17 protein-coding genes are annotated in these 18,456 nt (G+C 74.7%); 8 read left to right on the forward strand and 9 right to left on the reverse strand.

Going from position 1 to position 18,456, the window contains the following annotated elements; translation table 11 throughout:
• Together E1211_RS33480 and E1211_RS20425 are read left to right on the forward strand one after the other, a co-directional pair.
• Positions 1-167 (forward strand): carbohydrate-binding protein (locus tag E1211_RS33480; RefSeq protein ID WP_371686178.1); only part of this gene is annotated, 167 nt, incomplete at its 5' end.
• A gap of 73 nt (positions 168-240) precedes the next feature.
• The gene (locus E1211_RS20425; RefSeq protein WP_132350611.1) at positions 241-822 is read left to right on the forward strand and encodes a DUF305 domain-containing protein; all 582 of its coding nucleotides are present in this window, start codon (positions 241-243) and stop codon (positions 820-822) included.
• A gap of 21 nt (positions 823-843) precedes the next feature.
• On the opposite strand, the gene msrB is transcribed toward E1211_RS20425, so the two are convergent.
• Positions 844-1,248: a peptide-methionine (R)-S-oxide reductase MsrB gene (gene msrB, locus E1211_RS20430; protein WP_132350612.1), complete on the reverse strand. Its 405-nt coding sequence runs from the start codon at positions 1,246-1,248 to the stop codon at positions 844-846.
• Positions 1,249-1,295: 47 nt separating this feature from the next.
• Here msrB and ligD point away from each other — a divergent pair, with 47 nt between their 5' ends.
• From ligD to E1211_RS20455, 5 genes are all read left to right on the forward strand, one after another.
• Positions 1,296-2,324 carry a non-homologous end-joining DNA ligase gene (gene ligD, locus E1211_RS20435; protein ID WP_132350613.1) on the forward strand — a complete coding sequence of 343 codons (1,029 nt, stop codon included), beginning with the start codon at positions 1,296-1,298 and terminating at the stop codon, positions 2,322-2,324.
• Between the two features lie 111 nt (positions 2,325-2,435).
• Positions 2,436-5,636 carry an FtsX-like permease family protein gene (locus E1211_RS20440; protein WP_132350614.1) on the forward strand — a complete coding sequence of 1,067 codons (3,201 nt, stop codon included), beginning with the start codon at positions 2,436-2,438 and terminating at the stop codon, positions 5,634-5,636.
• Positions 5,633-8,323, forward strand: coding sequence for an FtsX-like permease family protein (locus E1211_RS20445; protein ID WP_132350615.1), 2,691 nt, complete (start codon positions 5,633-5,635; stop codon positions 8,321-8,323). The genes E1211_RS20440 and E1211_RS20445 overlap by 4 nt, the downstream gene beginning before the upstream one ends.
• A 1-nt stretch (position 8,324) precedes the next feature.
• A complete protein-coding gene (locus tag E1211_RS20450; protein WP_132350616.1) occupies positions 8,325-9,320 on the forward strand; it encodes an ABC transporter ATP-binding protein in 996 nt (331 codons plus the stop codon).
• Positions 9,317-10,096 carry an ABC transporter ATP-binding protein gene (locus tag E1211_RS20455; RefSeq protein ID WP_243709619.1) on the forward strand — a complete coding sequence of 260 codons (780 nt, stop codon included), beginning with the start codon at positions 9,317-9,319 and terminating at the stop codon, positions 10,094-10,096. The genes E1211_RS20450 and E1211_RS20455 overlap by 4 nt, the downstream gene beginning before the upstream one ends.
• A gap of 172 nt (positions 10,097-10,268) precedes the next feature.
• On the opposite strand, the gene E1211_RS20460 is transcribed toward E1211_RS20455, so the two are convergent.
• From E1211_RS20460 to E1211_RS20470, 3 genes are all read right to left on the reverse strand, one after another.
• Positions 10,269-10,721, reverse strand: a complete 453-nt coding sequence (locus E1211_RS20460) for a GNAT family N-acetyltransferase (RefSeq protein WP_132350617.1) — start codon at positions 10,719-10,721, stop codon at positions 10,269-10,271.
• Positions 10,722-10,907: 186 nt separating this feature from the next.
• On the reverse strand, positions 10,908-12,503 hold the full coding sequence (locus tag E1211_RS20465; RefSeq protein ID WP_132350618.1) for an alpha/beta hydrolase: 1,596 nt from the start codon (positions 12,501-12,503) through the stop codon (positions 10,908-10,910).
• 33 nt (positions 12,504-12,536) lie between these two features.
• Positions 12,537-13,649: an ATP-dependent DNA ligase gene (locus E1211_RS20470; protein WP_132350619.1), complete on the reverse strand. Its 1,113-nt coding sequence runs from the start codon at positions 13,647-13,649 to the stop codon at positions 12,537-12,539.
• 136 nt (positions 13,650-13,785) lie between these two features.
• Here E1211_RS20470 and E1211_RS20475 point away from each other — a divergent pair, with 136 nt between their 5' ends.
• Complete coding sequence (locus E1211_RS20475) at positions 13,786-13,998, forward strand: hypothetical protein (protein ID WP_132350620.1); 213 nt, start codon at positions 13,786-13,788, stop codon at positions 13,996-13,998.
• A 32-nt stretch (positions 13,999-14,030) separates the two neighbouring features.
• Here the strand turns inward: E1211_RS20475 and E1211_RS20480 are convergent, their stop codons facing one another.
• The 5 genes from E1211_RS20480 to E1211_RS20500 form a co-directional block, all read right to left on the reverse strand.
• The gene (locus E1211_RS20480) at positions 14,031-14,948 is read right to left on the reverse strand and encodes a DNA-3-methyladenine glycosylase (RefSeq protein WP_132350621.1); all 918 of its coding nucleotides are present in this window, start codon (positions 14,946-14,948) and stop codon (positions 14,031-14,033) included.
• Between the two features lie 124 nt (positions 14,949-15,072).
• Positions 15,073-15,717 carry a hypothetical protein gene (locus E1211_RS20485; protein WP_132350622.1) on the reverse strand — a complete coding sequence of 215 codons (645 nt, stop codon included), beginning with the start codon at positions 15,715-15,717 and terminating at the stop codon, positions 15,073-15,075.
• Between the two features lie 207 nt (positions 15,718-15,924).
• Positions 15,925-16,710 carry an anti-sigma factor gene (locus E1211_RS20490; RefSeq protein WP_132350623.1) on the reverse strand — a complete coding sequence of 262 codons (786 nt, stop codon included), beginning with the start codon at positions 16,708-16,710 and terminating at the stop codon, positions 15,925-15,927.
• Positions 16,707-17,393, reverse strand: coding sequence for a sigma-70 family RNA polymerase sigma factor (locus E1211_RS20495; RefSeq protein ID WP_132350626.1), 687 nt, complete (start codon positions 17,391-17,393; stop codon positions 16,707-16,709). Before E1211_RS20495 ends, E1211_RS20490 begins: the two co-directional genes overlap by 4 nt.
• Before the next feature lie 191 nt (positions 17,394-17,584).
• Positions 17,585-18,442, reverse strand: a complete 858-nt coding sequence (locus tag E1211_RS20500) for a spermidine synthase (RefSeq protein ID WP_132350624.1) — start codon at positions 18,440-18,442, stop codon at positions 17,585-17,587.
• Between the last annotated feature and the right edge of the window lie 14 nt (positions 18,443-18,456).

Raw genomic sequence — 18,456 nt, forward strand, 5'->3', positions numbered from 1 at the left:
CGCCCACCCCGCCGCCCGCCTCGGGTGGCAGCTGGACCGCGGGCCGGGCCTACCAGGCCGACGACCAGGTCACCTACGGCGGATCGACCTACCGCTGCCGGCAGGCGCACACCGCCATCGCCGGCTGGGAACCGCCGAACGTGCCCGCGCTGTGGAGCCAGATCTGACCGTACGGGCGCGGCCGGTGTCCCCGCACCGCGCCGCGCCCCCACCCCCGCCGGACGGACGTGGGAGATCGACATGAGCCGCCTGACCGTGGCGGTCCCGCTCGTCGCCGTGCTGCTGGCCGCCGGCTGTGCGGCCGGCCCGACCCCGGCCGGGACCCCCGCCCCGGCGGTGACCACCGGGCCGGCCACCGCCGCCCTGCCGTCGCCGAGCGGGATCGACCTGATCTTCCTGAACATGATGGCCGCGCACACCGAACAGACCCTCGAGATCGTCCGGTCGACCCGGGGCCGGATCGCCGATCAGGAGCTGCGGACGCTGGTCGCCGCGATCGCCGCGACCGAGACCGACGAGCTGGCCACCATGCGCGCCTGGCTGGCCGCCGCCGACCCCGTATCGGACCGGTCTCGGCACGACCATTCGGGGCACGGCGTCTCCGCCACGGAACTGGCCCGGCTGCGGAACGCCACCGCCGGTGAGGTCGACACCGTGCTGCGCGAGGTGCTCGCCGAGCATCAGCGCTCAGCGGCCGATCTGGCCCGCGCCCAGCTTGCCGCCGGCACCGACGAGCGGGTACGCGACCTCGCCCGACGGATCGAGCAGTCGCGCACCGCCGAGGTGCGGCTCCTCACGGGTACGCCGGCCGGCGTCGGCTGAAACCGGGGGAGCGGGGCCGGGTCAGCGGGGTTCGAGGCGGATGGAGAGCGAGTTGACGCAGTGCCGGGTGTCCTTCGCGGTGAAGCCCTCGCCCCGGAACACGTGCCCGAGGTGGCTGTCGCAGCGGGCGCAGCGGATCTCCGTCCGCGACATGCCGAGGCTGCGGTCCTCGATCTCCTTCACCCGACCGGGGATCGCGTCGTCGAAGCTGGGCCACCCGCAGTGCGAGTCGAACTTCGTGTCGCTGGAGAAGAGCTCCAGCCCGCAGGCCCGGCAGTGGTAGACCCCGGGGGTCTTGGTGTCGACGTACTCGCCGGTGAACGCGCGCTCGGTGCCGGCCTCCCGCAGCACCCGGAACTCCTCCGGGGTCAGCCGGACCCGCCACTCGTCCTCGGTGCGGGGCAGTTCGGTGTCTTCCAGACTCACCCGACAACCGTACGCCGGATGTCGGAGGCTTCGCATATGGTCGCCTGATGGGTGGCACCAGGAAGGCAGCGGTCACCGAGGTCGAGGTGGCCGGGCACACCGTACGCCTCAGCAGCCCCGACCGGGTGATCTTCCCGCAGCGGGGCTTCACCAAGGCCGACGTCTTCCACTACTACCTGTCCGTGGGCGACGGCATCCTGCGGGCCCTGCGCGACCGGCCCACGACGCTGCAGCGCTTCCCCGAGGGTGTCGAGGGGGAGATGTTCTTCCAGAAGCGGATACCGGCCCGGGGCGTCCCGCCGTGGGTGGAGACCGCCGAGATCACCTTCCCGAGCGGGCGAACGGCCGCCGAGCTCTGCCCCGCCGACCTCGCGCACGTGGCGTGGGCCGCGCAGATGGGCACCGTGGTGTTCCACCCGTGGCCGGTGCGCGCCGCCGCCCCCGACCACCCGGACGAGCTCCGCGTCGACCTCGACCCGCAGCCGGGCACCGACTTCACCGACGCGGCCCAGGCCGCCGGTGAGCTGCGCGCCGTCCTCGACGAGCTGGGCGTCCCCGGCTGGCCGAAGACCTCCGGTGGCCGGGGTGTGCACGTCTACCTGCGCATCCAGCCCCGCTGGACGTTCGTCGAGGTGCGCCGGGCCACCATCGCGCTGGCCCGGGAGCTGGAGCGGCGCCGTCCCGAGCTGGTCACCACCGCCTGGTGGAAGGAGGAGCGCGGCAGCCGCGTCTTCGTCGACTACAACCAGATGGCCCGCGACCGCACCATCGCCTGCGCGTACTCGCTGCGGGCCAACGCCCGCGCCACCGTCTCCACGCCGGTCACCTGGGCGGAGCTGCCCGACGTCGACCCGGACGACTTCGACCTGGCGAGTGTCCCGGCCCGGCTCGCCGAGCAGGGCGATCCGCACGCCGGCATCGACGACGACCCGTGGGACATCACCCCGCTGCTCGAATGGGCCGACCGCGACGCGGCGGCGGGTCAGGGTGACCTCCCCTACCCGCCGGACCACCCGAAGATGCCGGGCGAGCCGAAACGGGTGCAGCCCTCGCGCGACCGCGACCGCCCCCGCTGACCGCACCGGGAAGGTGCTGAGGGTAACGATCATGTAACGGGCGGAACCTTTTCCGTGCCGTGACCGCTCTCCCTTGTCGATTCGGCCCGCTGGGCCAGGGGAGGGCATCGGATGAAGTTGGTGTGGAGGCGGGCCCGCGAGGCACGAGGGCTGCTGGCGGCCGCCGTGATCGCCGCGCTGGTCGCGGTGGCGCTGGTGACCGGCCTCTCCGAGTACAACCGCCGGGCGGTGGACGCGGGTCAGCGCGCGCTGGTGGCGGCCGCCCCGGCCGAGGAGCGGAGCCTCCTGGTCAGCGGCGCGGCCGGGGCCGACGCCGACGAGTTCGCGACCCGCGACCGGGCCGTCCGGGACGAGTTCGCCCACGGCCTCGGAGGCGCCCGGACCACCGTCGTCGCCGCCCGGTACGGCACCGGCCGGGAGCTGACCGGCGACCTCGGCCCGGCCGTCCGCCCCGGCGGCGAGGCGGTCTTCGCCAACCTGGTGACCCTGGAGGGCCTGGCCGGGAACGCCGACCTGACCGCGGGGGCGTGGCCGGTGGCGGGCGCGCGGCCGGCGCAGGTGACGCTGCCGGAGAAGGTCGCCGCGGCCCTCGGGCTCGAACCGGGCGAGCAGGTGCCGCTGCGCGACCGACGCACGGAACGGAACGAGCCGGTGGTGCTCGCCGGCACCTGGCGGCCCCACGACCCGACAGACCCGTACTGGCGGCTCGCGCCCGGCGTCGGCGTGGGCAGCGGCGACGCGGCGGCCACCTCGGGCACGTCGTACGGCCCCTTCGTGCTCGACCCCGCGGACTTCGTCGCGACCTTCCCGGGCTCCGTCTCCGCCTCCTGGGTGGTCGAGCCGGACCTCACGACCGTCGAGCCGGCCCGGGTGGACGCGGTCCGCCAGGCCACCGTCGCCGTCGGCGCCGACCTGCCGGCCACCGCGAACCTCGGCGCGTCCGCGCAGATCGTGACCCGGATCGACCAACTGCTGGACCGGATGAGCCGGGCCGATCTGGTGGGCCGCTCCGCGCTCACCACCCCGTTGCTGCTGATCCTGGTGCTCGGCGGGTACGCGCTGGTCCTGGTCGCCGCGCTGCTGCACGAGGACCGCCGCGGGCAGAACGCGCTGCTGCGCGCCCGAGGCGCCGCCCGCCGGCAACTCGCCGGCCTCGCCGCCCGGGAGGCGACCCTGGTGGTCGCCCCGGCCGCCCTGCTCGGCCCGCTCGCCGCCGCGGAGGCGCTGCGCCACCTGCGCCCGGAGGGCACCACCGGACCCGCCGCCGGCACCAGCGCCCTGCTCTGGGCGGCCGCCGCGGCGACCGCCGCCGGCTGTCTGGTGGCGATGGTCGCACCCACGCTGCGCGGCGCCGGTACGTACGTGGCCGACATGGCCGCCCGCTCGCGGCCACGGCGGGGGGTCGCGGTTCAGCGCGCCAGCCTCGACCTGGTGCTGGTCGGCCTCGCCGTGCTCGCCTGGGTGCAGCTGCACCAGTACGCCTCGCCGCTGGCCGGCGCCGGCGGCCGGCTCGGCGTCGACCCGCTGCTGGTCGCCGCGCCGACGCTGGGTGTGCTCGCCGGAGCGGTCGTGGCGCTGCGGCTGCTGCCGCCGTTCACCCGGTTCGCCGAACGGTTCGTGGACCGGCGGCCGTGGACGGCCACCATGTTCGGCATGTGGCAGGCCGGCCGGCGTCCGCACGCCGGCCCGGTGCTGCTGCTCGCGCTCGCCGTCGGCGGCAGCACCCTCGCCTGGTCACTGGTGGCCACCGGCGAGCGCTCCCAGGTCGACCAGGCCGACCACACGGTCGGCGCCGACCTGCGGCTGACCGAGCGCAACGGTGTCGCCCCGGCCGACCGGGCCGGTCAGCTCGCGGCGCTTCCCGGTGTCGACCAGGCGCTGCCGGCCTGGCGCGACGAGGTGCGGATCGGCCGGGGCAACCTCCCGGTCACCGTGCTCAGCCTCGACACGGCCGCCGCGGCCGGCACGGTGCGGTTCAACGACCGGCTGGTCGACGAACCGGTGTCACGGCTGTACCAACGCATGGTCGAGACGCGCGGCGCCGCCGCCGGGTTCGACCTGCCGGCCGGCACCAAGAAGATCACCGGTGTCGTCCGCACCCCCGTCGAACGCGCGGACCACGCCGTCCAGGTCGCCGTGTCGCTGCTGGTGACCAGCGCGAACGGGCACGCCTGGCGGCTGCCGGCGGCGACCGCCGGCAGCGACGGCCGAGCCGTCCGGTTCGACGTCGACCTGCCGGACGTCGGCGACGTACCGCTGCGGCTGGCCGGCTTCGAGGCCGACGGCGGCGAGACGGCCGGAACCCTCTACCGGCTGCGGATCACCGACCTGCGGCTGACCGGTGCGGACGGGGCGGTGCGGCCGGCCGGCCTGGGTAACACCTGGATGCTCCGCGTCCCCGAGAGTGACCTGCCGCAACGGGCCGACGCGACGGGCACCGGCGTCTCCGCCGACCGGTCGGCGATCGTCATCCCGGGCGGCCAGTTCGCCTTCCAGTCCTCGTCGCGGTTCGTCGTGGTGCCGGACGGCGAGCAGACGCCGGTACCGGCCGTCATGACCCCGCGGGTGCGGGAGGAGCTGAGTGTGCACATCGGCGACACGGTGGACCTGGCGCTCTCCGGCGCCACGCTCCCGGTGAAGGTCATCGGCGAGGTGGACGCGCTCCCCGGCGCGACCGGTGACGGGGTGCTGCTGGACCTCCCGGCGGCGGTCGACTGGCTGATCCGGGACAGCGGAACGGTCCGGCCGACGATGGAGTGGTGGGTCGGCTCGACCGCCGGCGAGGAGGCCACCACGGCTCAGGCCGCCGCCGGGCTTCCCGGGGTCACCGTCCTCGACCGCCGGCAGGTGACGGAGGCGGCGGAGAGGGACCCGTACTGGCGGGGCGCCCACGTCGGCCTGGTCGCCGCCGCGCTGGGCTCGGTGCTGCTCGCCCTGGTCGGTCTCCTGGTCGACGTCTGGGCCACCGCCCGGCGCCGGCTGCCCGAGTACACGGTGCTGAACACGCTCGGTGCGACCCCGCGGCTGTTGGCCCGGGCGCTGCTGGCCGAACAGACCTTCCTGGCCGGTATCGGCGTCGGAGTCGGGCTGCTGCTCGGCGCGGCGGTCGGCGCCACCATGGCGCCCCTGGTCATCCTCACGCCGGCCGCCGGCCGTCCGGTGCCCGAGGCGGTCTTCACGCTGCCGTGGGCGCCGATCGGGCTGACCGCGGTCGGTCTGCTGCTGGCGGCGCTCGCCGCGAGCACCTTCATCGCCGTCGGCATCCGGCAGCGGGTCGCGGTGGCACAGCTGCGGATCGGGGGAGAACGGTGAGCATCGGCGCGGTCGTCCGCCGGATCCGGGCGTACGGGGGGCAGTTCCTGCTCCTCGGAGTCCTGACACTTGTCATCACGCTGCTGATCAGCGGTGTGCCCCGGGTCGCCAACCGGCTCACCGAGCAGGGGCTGCGGGAGCACATGGCCCAGCAGTTGCCGGCTCAGCGCGACATCACGTACACGATCGGGCAGTCCGGGGAGGGCTCGATCCCGTCCAGCGCACGCGCCGGGCAGGGCAGGTTGGACGCCCTCCAGGCGGCCATGCCAGCCGAGATCCGGGACGCGGTGGGGGAGCGCTGGTACGTCGCCGAGAGCCCGACCGGCCGGTTGACCGGGCCGGACCTGAAGCGGAACAACCTCCTGGTCGACCTCGCCCTGCGGGCCATGCCCGCAGTGCCGGAGGCGGCCACGCTGGTCGACGGGCGCTGGCCGGCGGACGACGTACCGCGCGACGAGCCGACGCAGATCGCGCTCAGCGCGGACACGGCCCGGAAGCTGGACCTGCGGGTCGGCAGTGAGCTGCGGCTCGCCCTGCTGGGCAGCGGACTGCCCACCGCCCCGGTGGTCGTGGTGGGGATCTTCACCCCGAACGACCCGGCCGGCGGGGCCTGGGACAGCCTGCCGCAGCTGCTGCGGGCGGCCGAGCCACGCAGGGACGGAGAGCCGTTCATCGCCGTCGGTCTGACCACGATCAGCGGTTTGGACCACCGGGCGGCCGACGGCTGGCCGCTCGGGTACAACTGGCGGTACCGGATCAGCGGCGACGCGGTCGACGCCAAACGGCTGGACGCGACGATCGACGAGCTTCAGCGCCTGGAGCGAACACTGCCGGCCGGTATGAAGGTCGTGCAGGGGGTGGACGTGCCGCTGCGGCAGTTCCGCGACTCGCTCGCCTCGGCCCGTACGCTGCTCGCGGTGATCGCGGCCGGCGTGCTCGCCACGCTGGCCGGTCTGGTGATCCTCGCCGCCGGGCTGGCGGCGCGCCGCCGCCGGGCCGAGTTCGCCCTGGTGCGGGCGCGCGGCGGCGGTTCGACCACGGTGGCCCGCCGGACTCTCGCCGAATCGCTGCTGGTGACCGTCCCGGCCGCGGCCGTCGGTTGGTTGCTGGGGACGCTCGTGCCCGGCGCCCCCGACCCCACCGGCCCGTACGCCGTGGTGGCGACCGCGCTGGTCGCCCTGGCCCTGCCCGTGGCCGCGCTCGCCACCCCGGGCGACGCCGGTCGCGGCGACCTGGTCCGGCTGCGCCCGTCCGCGCGGCGGCTCACCCTGGAGGGGTCGCTGCTGGTGCTGGCCGCGCTCGCGGTGGTGCTGCTGCGCCGGCGTGGCCTGACCCTGGGTGAGGTGGACCCGCTACTGGTGGCGGTGCCGGTCCTGCTCGCGATGGCGGTGGCGGTGTTGGTGCTGCGCGCGTACCCGTGGCCGCTCCGGCTGGTCGGCCGGCTCGCGGCGCGGGCCCGGGGCAGCGTCGCCTTCCTCGGCACCGCCCGCGCCGGCCGCTCCGTGGTGGCCGCGCCGCTGGTCGTCGTGGTGCTGGCGATCGCCACCGCGGGGTTCTGCGCGGTCGTCTCCTCCGGGATCGAGGCCAGCCGGGACCGGGCGGCGGCCGAGCGGGTGCCCGGCGACGCCCTGGTCAGCGGGGATCGGCTGGCCCCCGACACGGCCGACGCCCTGAGCGGGTTGCCCGACGTGCGGGCGGTGGCCGCGCTGCTCGACGATTCGGGTCGGCCGGCACGCAACGCCGCCGGCCTCGACGCCGGCATCAGCCAGGTGGACGTCCTGCTGGTCGACGGTCCGGCCCTCGCCCGGGTCGGCCGGGAAGCCGGACGGGACATCTCCGTACCGCCGGCGCTGCGCGCCGGGGCGAGCCCGGGTCCGCTGCCCGCGCTGGTCTCGCCGGCGGTCGCGACCGATCTCGCCCGTGCGGGCCTGGACGGTTCGGCGTTCATCCGCGTGCAGGGCCAGCGGTACGAGTTCCGGGTCGCCGCCACGGTGGCGAACTTCCCGCTGGTGACGCCGGGTGCCGAGCGCTTCGTCGTGCTGCCGTTGCAGGCGTTGCCGCAGCGGCCCACCGTCGCGGTGCCGACCGGGTTCGTCGTCGCCGGCGAGGACCTGGACGCCGAGGCGCTACGCCAGGTCGGTGACGAGGGACAGCAGCGCTACCAGAGCGGCGGCGTCGTGTCCGGCGGCGAGCGACCGCTCGGCGTGGAGGTGCGGACCTGGGCGGGGGCCCGCCGGGTGGTGGGCGAGGGCGGCGCCAACGGGCTGCTGGCGTTCGGCTTCGTCTCCGGGGCGACCGGTGGCACGGTGCTGGGCCTGCTCGCGATCGCGTTCAGCGTGCTCGCCGGGGCGCGCTCCCGCGGCCAGGTGCTGTCGCGGCTGCGGACGCTCGGCCTGTCCCGCCGGCAGTGGCGGGGCCTGCTCCTGGTCGAGCTGGCCCCGCTGGTCGGTGTCGCGGTGTTCACCGGCGCTTTCGTGGGTGCGCTGCTGCCGCTGCTGCTCACGCCGCTGCTCGGCCTGTCCGCCTTCACCAGCGGCGTGCCGGTCCAGGTGGCGTTCGAACCGGGCCTGGTGGCCGCGGTCGTCGCGCTCGGGGCGCTCGCCCTGGGCTTCGCGGTCGCCATAGAGGCCCTGAACAACCGCCGGCTGCGCCTCGGTGAGGTGCTCCGGCTCGGAGAGGAGAGCTGAGATGACCGCTACCGCGGCGACACCGGTCGTGCCGGACCTGGCCGACCTTCAGAAGCGGGCCGCGCAGCGCGCGGCCGAGCGGGCCGGCGGCCGGGACCGGCTGCGTGGACACATCGTCTGCGACGGGCTGGTCCGCATCTTCAAGACCGAGGGGGTGGAGGTGGTCGCCCTCCAGGGCCTCGACCTGGTCATCGACCGGGGTGAGCTGGTGGCGATCGTGGGCGCCTCCGGCTCCGGCAAGTCCACCCTGCTCAACATCCTCTCCGGGCTGGACACCCCGACCGCCGGCATCGCCCGGGTCGCCGGGTACGACCTGCTCAACCTCTCGACGAAGCGGCGGCTGAGCTACCGCCGCAAGACCGTCGGTTTCGTCTGGCAGCAGACCGGACGCAATCTGCTGCCGTACCTGACCGCGCTGGAGAACGTGGAGCTGCCGATGCAGCTGGCCGGCCGGCGTGGCGGTCGGGCGCGACGTGAGCGGGCCCGGGAGCTGCTGGAGATGGTGGGCGTCGGCTACTGCGCGGATCGGCGGCCGGGCCAGCTCAGCGGCGGCGAGCAGCAGCGCTGCGCGGTGGCGGTGGCGGTGGCGAACGACCCGGAGGTGCTCTTCGCCGACGAGCCGACCGGCGAGCTGGACGAGGCCACCGGCGCGGAGGTCTTCGCGGCGCTGCGCACCATCAACGCCGAGCTGGGCGTCACCGTCGTCGTGGTCACCCACGACCAGGCGGTCGCCACCCAGGTCCGGCGGACCGTCGCGATCCGCGACGGCCGGACGGCCTCGGAGGTACGCCGGACCGCCCGCGTCGGTGCGGACGGCAGCACCGAGCTGGTGAGTGAGGAGTACGCGGTGCTCGACCGGACCGGCCGGATGCAGCTGCCGGCCGGGTTCGTGGAGGCGCTGGAGTTGCGGGACCGGGTCCGGCTCAACCTGGAGCCGGATCACGTGGAGGTGCGGCCGGGCGACCAGCCCCGCACCGAGGGGAAGGCGGCGGAATGAACGGGTGGGACGGGACGGCCGGTCAGGTCGGCGGCTCGGCGGGCGGCCGGGACGGCACGGCGGTGAGTGGACTGGTCGCCACGACCGCCACCCGGGCCGTCGAGGAGGTGGTCCGGGTCGAGGGCGTCAGCCGGACCTTCGGCCGCGGCGAGCACGCCGTGCACGCGGTCCGCGACGTGTCGTTCACGGCGGTGCGCGGCGAGCTGCTCGCCGTCCGAGGTCGCTCCGGCGCCGGCAAGACCACGCTGCTCAACCTGATCGGTGGCCTGGACCGGCCGGACCAGGGCCGGGTGGTGGTGGCCGGGCACGACGTGACGGCCGCGGGGGAGAAGGAGCTGCTCCGGCTGCGGCGCGGCACCGTCGGCTTCATCTTCCAGACGTTCGGTCTGGTGCCGATCCTCTCGGCCGCCGAGAACGTCGGCGTGCCGCTGCGGCTGGCCAAGGTGCCGGCCGCCGAGCGGGAGGAGCGCGTCGCCATGCTGCTCGAACTGGTCGGGCTCGGTGGGCACGCGGCGCAGCGCCCGTACGAGCTCTCCGGCGGCCAGCAGCAGCGGGTGGCGGTGGCCCGCGCCCTCGCCAACGAACCCGACCTGCTGATCGCCGACGAGCCGACCGGCCAGCTCGACTCGGAGACCGGACGGTCGATCATGGACCTGCTCCGCGCGGTGGTGCAGGCGCGCGGCACCACCATCCTGGTCGCCACCCACGATCCGAACCTGATCGAGCTGGCGGACCGTGCGCTGACCCTCCGCGACGGCCGCCTCGTCGACGCCTGACCGCCGCCCGCCCCTGGCGACGACGCGGTCGTGGTGGCCGGCTTCCGCGGAGGTCAGCTGCCACGACCGTGCCGTCGTCCCGGGTGGTGGGCCGGCGGTTCCTCGCGTACCGCGGCGGACTGTCAGAGGGTGAGTCAGACCGGCCGGGTGACCCGCTCCCGCATCGTCACTGTCAGAGGGGGAGCTTCATGCCCTCGTGGCTCGCCATGAAGCCGAGGGCCTGGTAGAAGCGGTGCGCGTCGTGGCGGGACTTGTCGGTGGTGAGCTGCACCAGGCCGCACCCGCGCTCGCGTGCCCGGTCGATCGCCCAGGTCATCATCTGCCGGCCCAGCCCCCGGCCACGCCGGTCCGACCGGACCCGGACCGCCTCGATCAGCGCCCGCTCGGTGCCGTGCCGCCCCAGGCCGGGGATGTAGGTGACCTGGAAGCAGCCGACCAGCTCGCCGTCGGCCTCGGCGACGATCAGCTGGTTGCGCGGATCGGCCGTGATCTCGGCGAACGCCTTCTCGTAGACGGCGTCGACCACCGTGAAGTCACGCGCCCGGCCGAGCACGTCGTCGGCGAGCAGGGCGACCACGGCGGGCAGGTCCGCCCGGGCCGCCTCCCGGAAGATCACATCAGCCATGCGGCGAGCCTCTCACAGCCGATCGCGGCTGATCATCCGGCGTGCGCGGCCCCCGGCCGCCCCGCATCCGGTGCGGCGTCACCGAGGCCACCGGCCGTCGTGACACCGGCGTCGCGGAGCCGGCCGACCCTGCCCCGCCGAGGCCGACCGGACGCGGCGGGGGAACTCCCGTGTCGGGGAGCGGGGTCAGCGGGCCGGGCAGCGCAGCCCCTCGCGGGGCACCGTGAGGTCGATCAGGTAACGGTCCACCGCGTCGCTGATGCAGGCGGTCTGCGGGTAGGCGGTGTGCCCCTCGCCCTCCCAGGTCAGCACCCGGCCGACCCCGAGCATCGAGGCGAGCGCCCCGGTCTGCTCGTAGGGGGTGGCGGGGTCGCCGGTGGTGCCCACCACCACGATCGGCGGCGCGCCGGTCGCCGCGCCGGTCGGGTACGGGTCCCGCCCGCCCGGCCACTCGGCGCAGCCGAGCAGACCCACCGCCAGCGCCGGGCCGAAGAGGGGGTACTGCGCCCGCCACTTCGACTGCAACTCGCGCACCTGCGCCAGGCTCGGCTTCTCGTCCTCGTCGGCGCAGTTGACCGCCAGGTTGGCGTCGAAGAGATTCGAGTAGTGGCCGTCGCTGCCGCGCCCGGCGTACGCGTCGGCGAGGCGGAACACGTCCTTCGGGTCGCCGCCCTCCAACCGGTCGATGGCGCGGGCCAGCTCCTGCCAGCCCTGCTCCGTGTAGAGGGAGGAGATGATCGCGTAGAAGACCCAACCGGCGGTCGCCTCCCGCCCGTCGTCGCCGCGCACCGGGGAGACCCGTGCCTTGTCGATCGCCGAGGTCACGGCGGCCCGGGCGTCCGGCGCGATCGGGCAGCGCCCGGCGTTCGCCGCGCACCAGCGGGTGAAGTTCGTGAACGCCCGCTCGAAGCCCTTCGCCTGGCTCTCCGAGCCGGCCACCAGCCCCTGCCGCGGATCGACCGCCCCGTCGAGCACCAGCGCCCGCACCCGTTGCGGGTAGAGCTGGGCGTAGGTGGCGCCGAGCAGGGTGCCGTACGAGTAGCCGAGGTAGGTGAGTTTCTCGTCGCCGACGGCGGCGCGTACGGCGTCCATGTCCCGGGCCGCCTGCTCGGTGCCGTAGAGCGGCAGCTGGTCGCCGTACTTCGCGCCGCAGCCCTGACCGATCTTCCGGTTCAGCGCCACGAAGCCGTCGAACGCCTCCTGGCTGCGCGGATCGGGGTCGTAGCCGAAGCTCGCATCGAGGTCGCCGTCGGAGATGCACTCGATCGGGCTGGAGCGCTGCACCCCGCGCGGGTCGAAACCGACGATGTCGAAGCGTTCGGTCACCGCCGGGGGGAGCCCGCCGAACGCCGGCCCGAAGGAGAGGAAGACCGCGGTGTCCACCCCGGACCCACCCGGGCCACCCGGGTTGATCACCAGTGAGCCGATCCGGTCGCGCTGCTTGGTCGAGCGGGCGCGCAGCAGGGCGATCTCGAACGTCTCCCCGGTGCCCGGCCCCGCGGTGGCGCCGGCACCGGTGCCCCAGTTGCGTGGCACGGCGATCCGTGCGCACTCGTAGCGCATGTCGGGCGCGCCCCGCCCGACCAGGTCGTCGGCGACCTCGGGGCAGGCCCGCCAGGTCGGCGCGGTGCCCGGTGGGGCGACCGCGGCGGAGGGCTCGCCCGCGGATTCGACGCGGGGCGCGAACGTCGGCACCGTGCAGCCGGCGGTGAGCAGCGCGGCGACGGCGAAACCGGCGAGGATCAGGCGGACTCGGCGGAGCCGGTCGGTGGTGCGGGACACGAGTGGGCCCTCCGTGGTCGTCTCGCGGCCAGGCTACGCCGGGCCGGCGGGGGCCGGCGTCACGGTGGCCGTCGGGTCGCCGCGCAGCACCTGGTCGACGTCGAACCGGACCGGACGCTCGAGCTGGTCGTAACGGCAGGACCGAGGATCGCGGTCGGGTCGCCAGCGGACGAACTGGGCGGTGTGCCGGAACCTGTCGCCCTCCATCGCGTCGTAGCCGACCTCGAGCACCAGCTCCGGCCGAAGCGGCTCCCACTCGAGGTTCTTCGTGCCGGTCCACCGGCTCACCCCGCCCGGGATACGCTGCCCGCGCTCGTGATCGCCGTGCACCCACGGGTGCTCGCCGCCGGTGTCCCGGTAGGGGGCCAGCTCGTCGAGCAGCTCCTTGCGGCGGGCCATGCTGAACGACGCGCTCACCCCGACGTGGTGCAGCACCCCGTCGTCGTAGAGGCCGAGCAGCAGCGAGCCGACCACCGGGCCGGACTTGTGCCAGCGGAAGCCGGCCACCACCACGTCGGCGGTCCGGGCGTGTTTGACCTTGAACATGAGCCGCTTGCCCGGCTCGTACGGCAGGTCGGCGGGTTTGACGATCAGCCCGTCCAGCCCGGCGCCCTCGAAGACGTCGAACCAGCGGTGGGCCGTCTCCGGATCGGTGGTGACCTGCGTGACGTGCACCGGTGGGCGTACGCCGGCCAGCGCCTCCTTCAGCCGGGCCCGGCGCTGCGGGTAGGGCTGGTCGAGCAGCGCCTCGTCGCCGATCGCCAGCAGGTCGAACGCGACGAAGTCGGCGGGGGTCGTCTCGGCCAGCAGCTTCACCCGGGACGCGGCCGGGTGGATGCGCTGGCCCAACAGCTCGAAGTCGAGCCTCGGCTGACCGCCCGGGCCGTCCCGGCGGATCACGATGAGCTCGCCGTCGACGGCGCAGCGCTCCGGCAACTGCCGCCGGGCCTGCTCGACGACCTCCGGGAAGTAGCGGGTCATCGACTTGCCGCCCCGGCTGGCCAACTCCACCTCGTCGCCGTCGCGGAAGACGATGCACCGGAAGCCGTCCCACTTCGGCTCGTACGTCATCCCGGGCGCGGTGGGGATCCGCGGGACGCTCTTGGCCAGCATCGGCTCGACCGGTGGGTTGATGGGCAGCTCCACGGCGACCAGTCAACCAGACGGTACCGACAACCGTGAGGCACATCACCGCCGGGCGGTGCGCGTCGTGTCCGTTGCCGTCCTCCTCGTCACGCCTCGGGCGAATCGCAAAACCGCAGGTCAGAGCTAGTTTCGCGAGGTGCCGGAGTGGAGCTGCGCCTGCTGCGGGCGGTACCGGGTCAGCGTCGAGCTGATCCGTGGCCGCTACCGCTACCGGCTGGTGCACCGCTACCCGCGGGAGTTCGGCGGCGGCAAGAACGTGCTCGGCGAGGTTGGCTCGATCACCGAGCTGGAGGAGTTGCTGCGCCGGCGCACCTCCCTCACCCTGGCCGACCTGCGCGAGGCCGCCTGAGCCGAACCGGCGCCGGCTCCCCCGGGGGGGGCTCAGTACCGGGCGAACGAGCGGATGGGCGCCCGCGGACCGTACTTCGGCGCCCGGATGCCGGCCGTCTCCAGCAGTACGCACACCCGGCCCCGGTGGCCGCGGAACGGTTCCAGCAGGGCGAGCATCCGGGCGTCGTCGGCTCGGGGCTCGCCCGCCAGGGCCCAGGCCACCGTGTTCGGCACGTGGTAGTCGCCGACGCTGACCGCGTCCGGGTCGCCGAACGCCACCCGGACCACCTCGGCCGCGGTCCACGGACCGATCCCGGGAACGGCGGTCAGCCGACGGGTGGCCTCGGCGGTGTCGGCGCACCGTTCCAGCCGGTCCGCGACGGCGGCGGCGCGGCGCAGCGTCTCGGCCCGGCGCTGCTCGACGCCGAACGGGTGGAAGACCCAGTAGGGGGCGGCGGCGATCCTCGCCGGCTCCGGCGGGAGCAGCAGGGGCACCGGGCCGGGCGCGGGTTCGCGGAAGTGCCGGACCGTCGCGGAGTAGGCGCGGTACGCCTCCTTGCCGGTGACCTTCTGCTCGAACACCGCCCGGAGCACGCGAGGGAAGACCAGCCCGGTGGCCGGCATCCGCAGTCCCCGGTGCTCACGGGCGAGCCGGGCCACCAGCGGGTGCGTCGCCGCCAGCTCGGCGAAACCGGTCAGCTCGTCGCGGAGGCCGGCGATGGCGTCCGCCCGCTCCACCACCCACTCGGCGCCCGGCCCGTAGCCCTCGGCCACCAGCTCACCGGCCTCGGGACGAAGGGTGAGCGTGGCCGGGCCGGTCGGCGTGCGGGTGGCCCACCAGAGTGCGCCGTCGACGATCCGGGCGCACGGATCGTACGGGCTGAAGGTCAGCGGGCGTACCGAACGGGCGAGCCGGTACTCCGCCGGTGGGCGCAGCACCCGGCGTGCGCTCGGCTCGGTCCCGGTCATCCCGCCACTGTGCCAGAGCGCGGGCCGGTCCGGACCACGCGGCCCGGCCGGTGTGTCCGGCGTCCCGGCGTGCCGGTGGCCGGCCGCGCCTTCCCCGGCTGCGATCGGCCACCGCGACCGTGGGTCAGTACGAGTAGCCGGAGTCCCCATAGTCCGAACCGCCGTCGCTGTCCGAGGGCGGCGCGACCGCCTTCGGCGTCCCCTTCGGCAGGCAGCTGAGGTTCTTCTTGCCGTCCGGGGCGACGACGAACCAGGTGCCGCCGACGCCCTGGCCCTTCCACTGGCCGGGCTTCTTGTCGCCGATGTAGCGGTACACGGGCCAGCCGGCCAGGGTGAGCTGCCGGGTGCCGTCCTGCCGGGTGATGGTGCCGACGTCGTCCGCCTTGACGCCGCTGAGCTGCGGATCGCCGTCGGTCAACGCGGGCGGCCACACCTCCGCGCACTTGTCGACGCAGTTCGACGAGGGCGGGTCGGCGCTGTCGTTGTCGAAGCGGTAGAGGACCCAGCCCTTCTCGTCGGTGACGACCTTGCCCATCTTGGGCACCGTCTTGCCGACGAGCTTCTCGGTCAGCTCCACGTCGGCCGGTGGGGCGTCGGCCGCGGGCTCGGCCGAGGCGTCGGGCTCGGCCGACGCGCTGGGTTCGGCCGCGGCCACGGCGACCGGCTCGGCGGCGGTCGGGTTCGCCGGCTCGTAGCCGGCGGGCGCACAGGCCGTCAGGGCGACCAGCGCGCCTGCGGCGGCGACGACGGTCCGCTTGATCTTTGCCACGTGCCCTCCTCGATTCTCGGCAGTTCACCCCTGAGTACGGAGGGCGGGCCGGCACGGTTGAAGGGTTGGCAGTGGTCAATTTCATAGGAATTGGTTGAACCGATTTCGTCGCCGATTCGTGGGCCCTCTGCCCGGTTATCAGACGGTGGAAAGCAGATCGACACCGGTCTTTGTTGGAAGACCGGTGTCGACGAAGCGCGGCAGACGTTAGGGTTCGACAGTGACCAGGGGACTCGCCACACCCTTCGGGTCCACCGACTGCACCTGGATCTGCTTGATGTCGCCCGGTCGGGCGGCGGTCGACGCGCTGAGCCGCAAGTCCTCGGCCCGCTCGTTCGTGCCATATCCGGATTCGGGGACCGACCAGGTGGAAATCACCTCGGTGGTGGCGTTCTTCCGCACCACCACCAGCCGGCAGACGCGGGGGCCGGGCAGCCGGGTCAGGTTGAAGTTGACCTGTGTGCCGTAGTCCCGTTCGACGAGGAACATCGTGGCCCCCACGCCGGTGGTGGGGTCGCTGGCCTCCACCCGGTCGCCCTCCTCCTGCGCCTCCGGACCGCCGATGCCCAGGTCGGACTTCGTCGGCCTCGGCGCGGGCGGCCCGTCGACCGGCGCGCTGAACGTCGGCTCCGCGACCACGTCGCGGGTGCTCGCGTCCTCCAGAACGGTGTGGAACCCGATCGCGGTCAGGCCGCCGAGCACCACGACCGCGGCCGCGGTGGCGAGCAACTGCCGGAACCGGGTCCGCCGCCGGTCGGCGCGGACGGCGCCGAGCGTACGGTCCAGCAGCCGTGGATCCGTCGCCGTCTGCTCCAGCGCGGTCATCGTCTCGCCGTCGATGCCGGAGAGCATCCCCACCACGGGCACCATGGTCTCCAGCTCCGCGGCGCACGCCCAGCAGGAGGCGAGGTGCTCCTCGAACCGCTCCGTGTCCTGCTCGTCCAGCACGCCGAGTGCGTACGCGGCGACGTCCATGTGGTCCGTCCGGCTCACTCCGTCACCCCCCGTTCCTGCAGAGCCGTGCGCAGCGCCCGCAGCGCGTAGTACACCCGGGACTTGGCGGTGCCGAGCGGAAGCCCCAACTCCTCGGCGGCCTCGGGCACGGTCCGCCCCCGGAAGTACGTGGCGACCAGGATCTCCCGGTGCGACTGGCTCAGCGTACGCAGCGCGTCCGCCACCGTCATCGTGCGCAGCACCTGGTCGGTGCTGTCCGACTCGGCGAACGCCGTGAGATCCCGGTCGTACGTCTCCGCCGGCCGGGCCTGCACGCTGCGGTGCTCGTCGATGGCGATCCGGCGGGCGACGGTGACCAGCCAGGGCCGCAGTGAGGTCTGCCCCTGCGCGCCCAGCCGGTGCGCGTTGCGCCAGGCCCGCAGCAGGGTCTCCTGGACGATGTCCTCCGCGCGCTGCCGGTCGCCGCCGGTGAGCCGCATGACGAAGGCCAGCAGCGGGCCGGCGTGCTCGGCGTACAGCAGGCGAACCAGCTGGTCGGAGTGGTCGGCCTCGGTGGACGCCGCCTGGTGGCGTCCGGGCGCCGGTCGCGGCGTCACCGGGCCATTGTGGCGAGGCGCCGGGCGGGAGTCGACCCCCCGCCTCGCCGGCCGCGGCTGGGACCGCGCGGACATCCAGTCCGTCCGGACCGCGTCGCCGTGCCAACCGGCCGCCACCGCGTGCATGCAGACCTCCGAGGAGTCCATCGACCACAACGGCCCACCAGGCGGGCCGCCCGGTGATACGGGCCGGCGACGCGAGCGGATCAACGACGGGCGAAGTATTTTCTCGTCGCGACCGTCCGGTGTGGAGCGGTCGCCCCCTGGCGCCGGTCGACCGATTGCCCCGCTGGTCGCGCCGGCCGTGACGTCGCTGGTCAGCCGCCGGTGGAGAAGAGACCCGGCGGGGGCGGGGTGGAGTCGGTGGCGTCGGCGTCATGCACGACGCCCGCCCCGCCGGCGAACCTGTCGAGGTCGTCACCGGCGACGACGCGACCCGGGAACCAGTCGCCGGCGGCCCGCCGGGTCAGCTCCGGCACCGGCGGCTCGGTACGCCCGGCGATCAGCACCAGGTTGCCGTACCGGCGGCCCCGCAGCACCGCGGCGTCGCCGATCAGGGCGGCGTGGGGAAGCACCGAGCGGACCGTGGCGACCTGCCGCCGGGCGTGCCGCAGCGGCGGGCCGTCGGCGAGGTTGGCCAGGTACCAGCCGCCCGGGTCGAGCACCCGGGCCACCTCGGCGGCGTACTCGACCGACGTCAGGTGCGCCGGGGTGCGGGCGCCGGCGAAGACGTCGGCGACGATCACGTCGTAGCTGCCGTCCCGGCTGCCCGAGAGCACCTCCCGCGCGTCGGCCACCCGCACCCGCAGCCGGGAGTCGGGCGGCAGGGGCAGCACGCGGCGGACCAACTCCACCAGGGCGCCGTCCACCTCGGCCACCCGTTGGGTCGAACCGGGGCGGGTCGCGGAGACGTACCGGGGCACGCTGAGCGCCCCGCCGCCGAGGTGGAGCACCCGCAGCGGCGCACCGGCGGGCGCGATCAGGTCGATCGCGGTGGCCAGGCGGCGGACGTACTCGAACTCCAGGTGGGTGGGGTCGGTCAGGTCGACGTGCGACTGCGGGGCCCCGTCCAGCAGCAGCGTCCACGAGCCCGCGCGGTCCCGGTCCGGGACCAGCTCGGCCCGGCCGGTCGCCACCTGCTCGATCACCCGGCCGTCGGCCCGCTTCCGCCCCACCCGACCAGTATCCC

This window comes from Micromonospora sp. 15K316 (assembly GCF_004348525.1).
In the GTDB taxonomy this organism is placed as follows: domain Bacteria; phylum Actinomycetota; class Actinomycetes; order Mycobacteriales; family Micromonosporaceae; genus Micromonospora.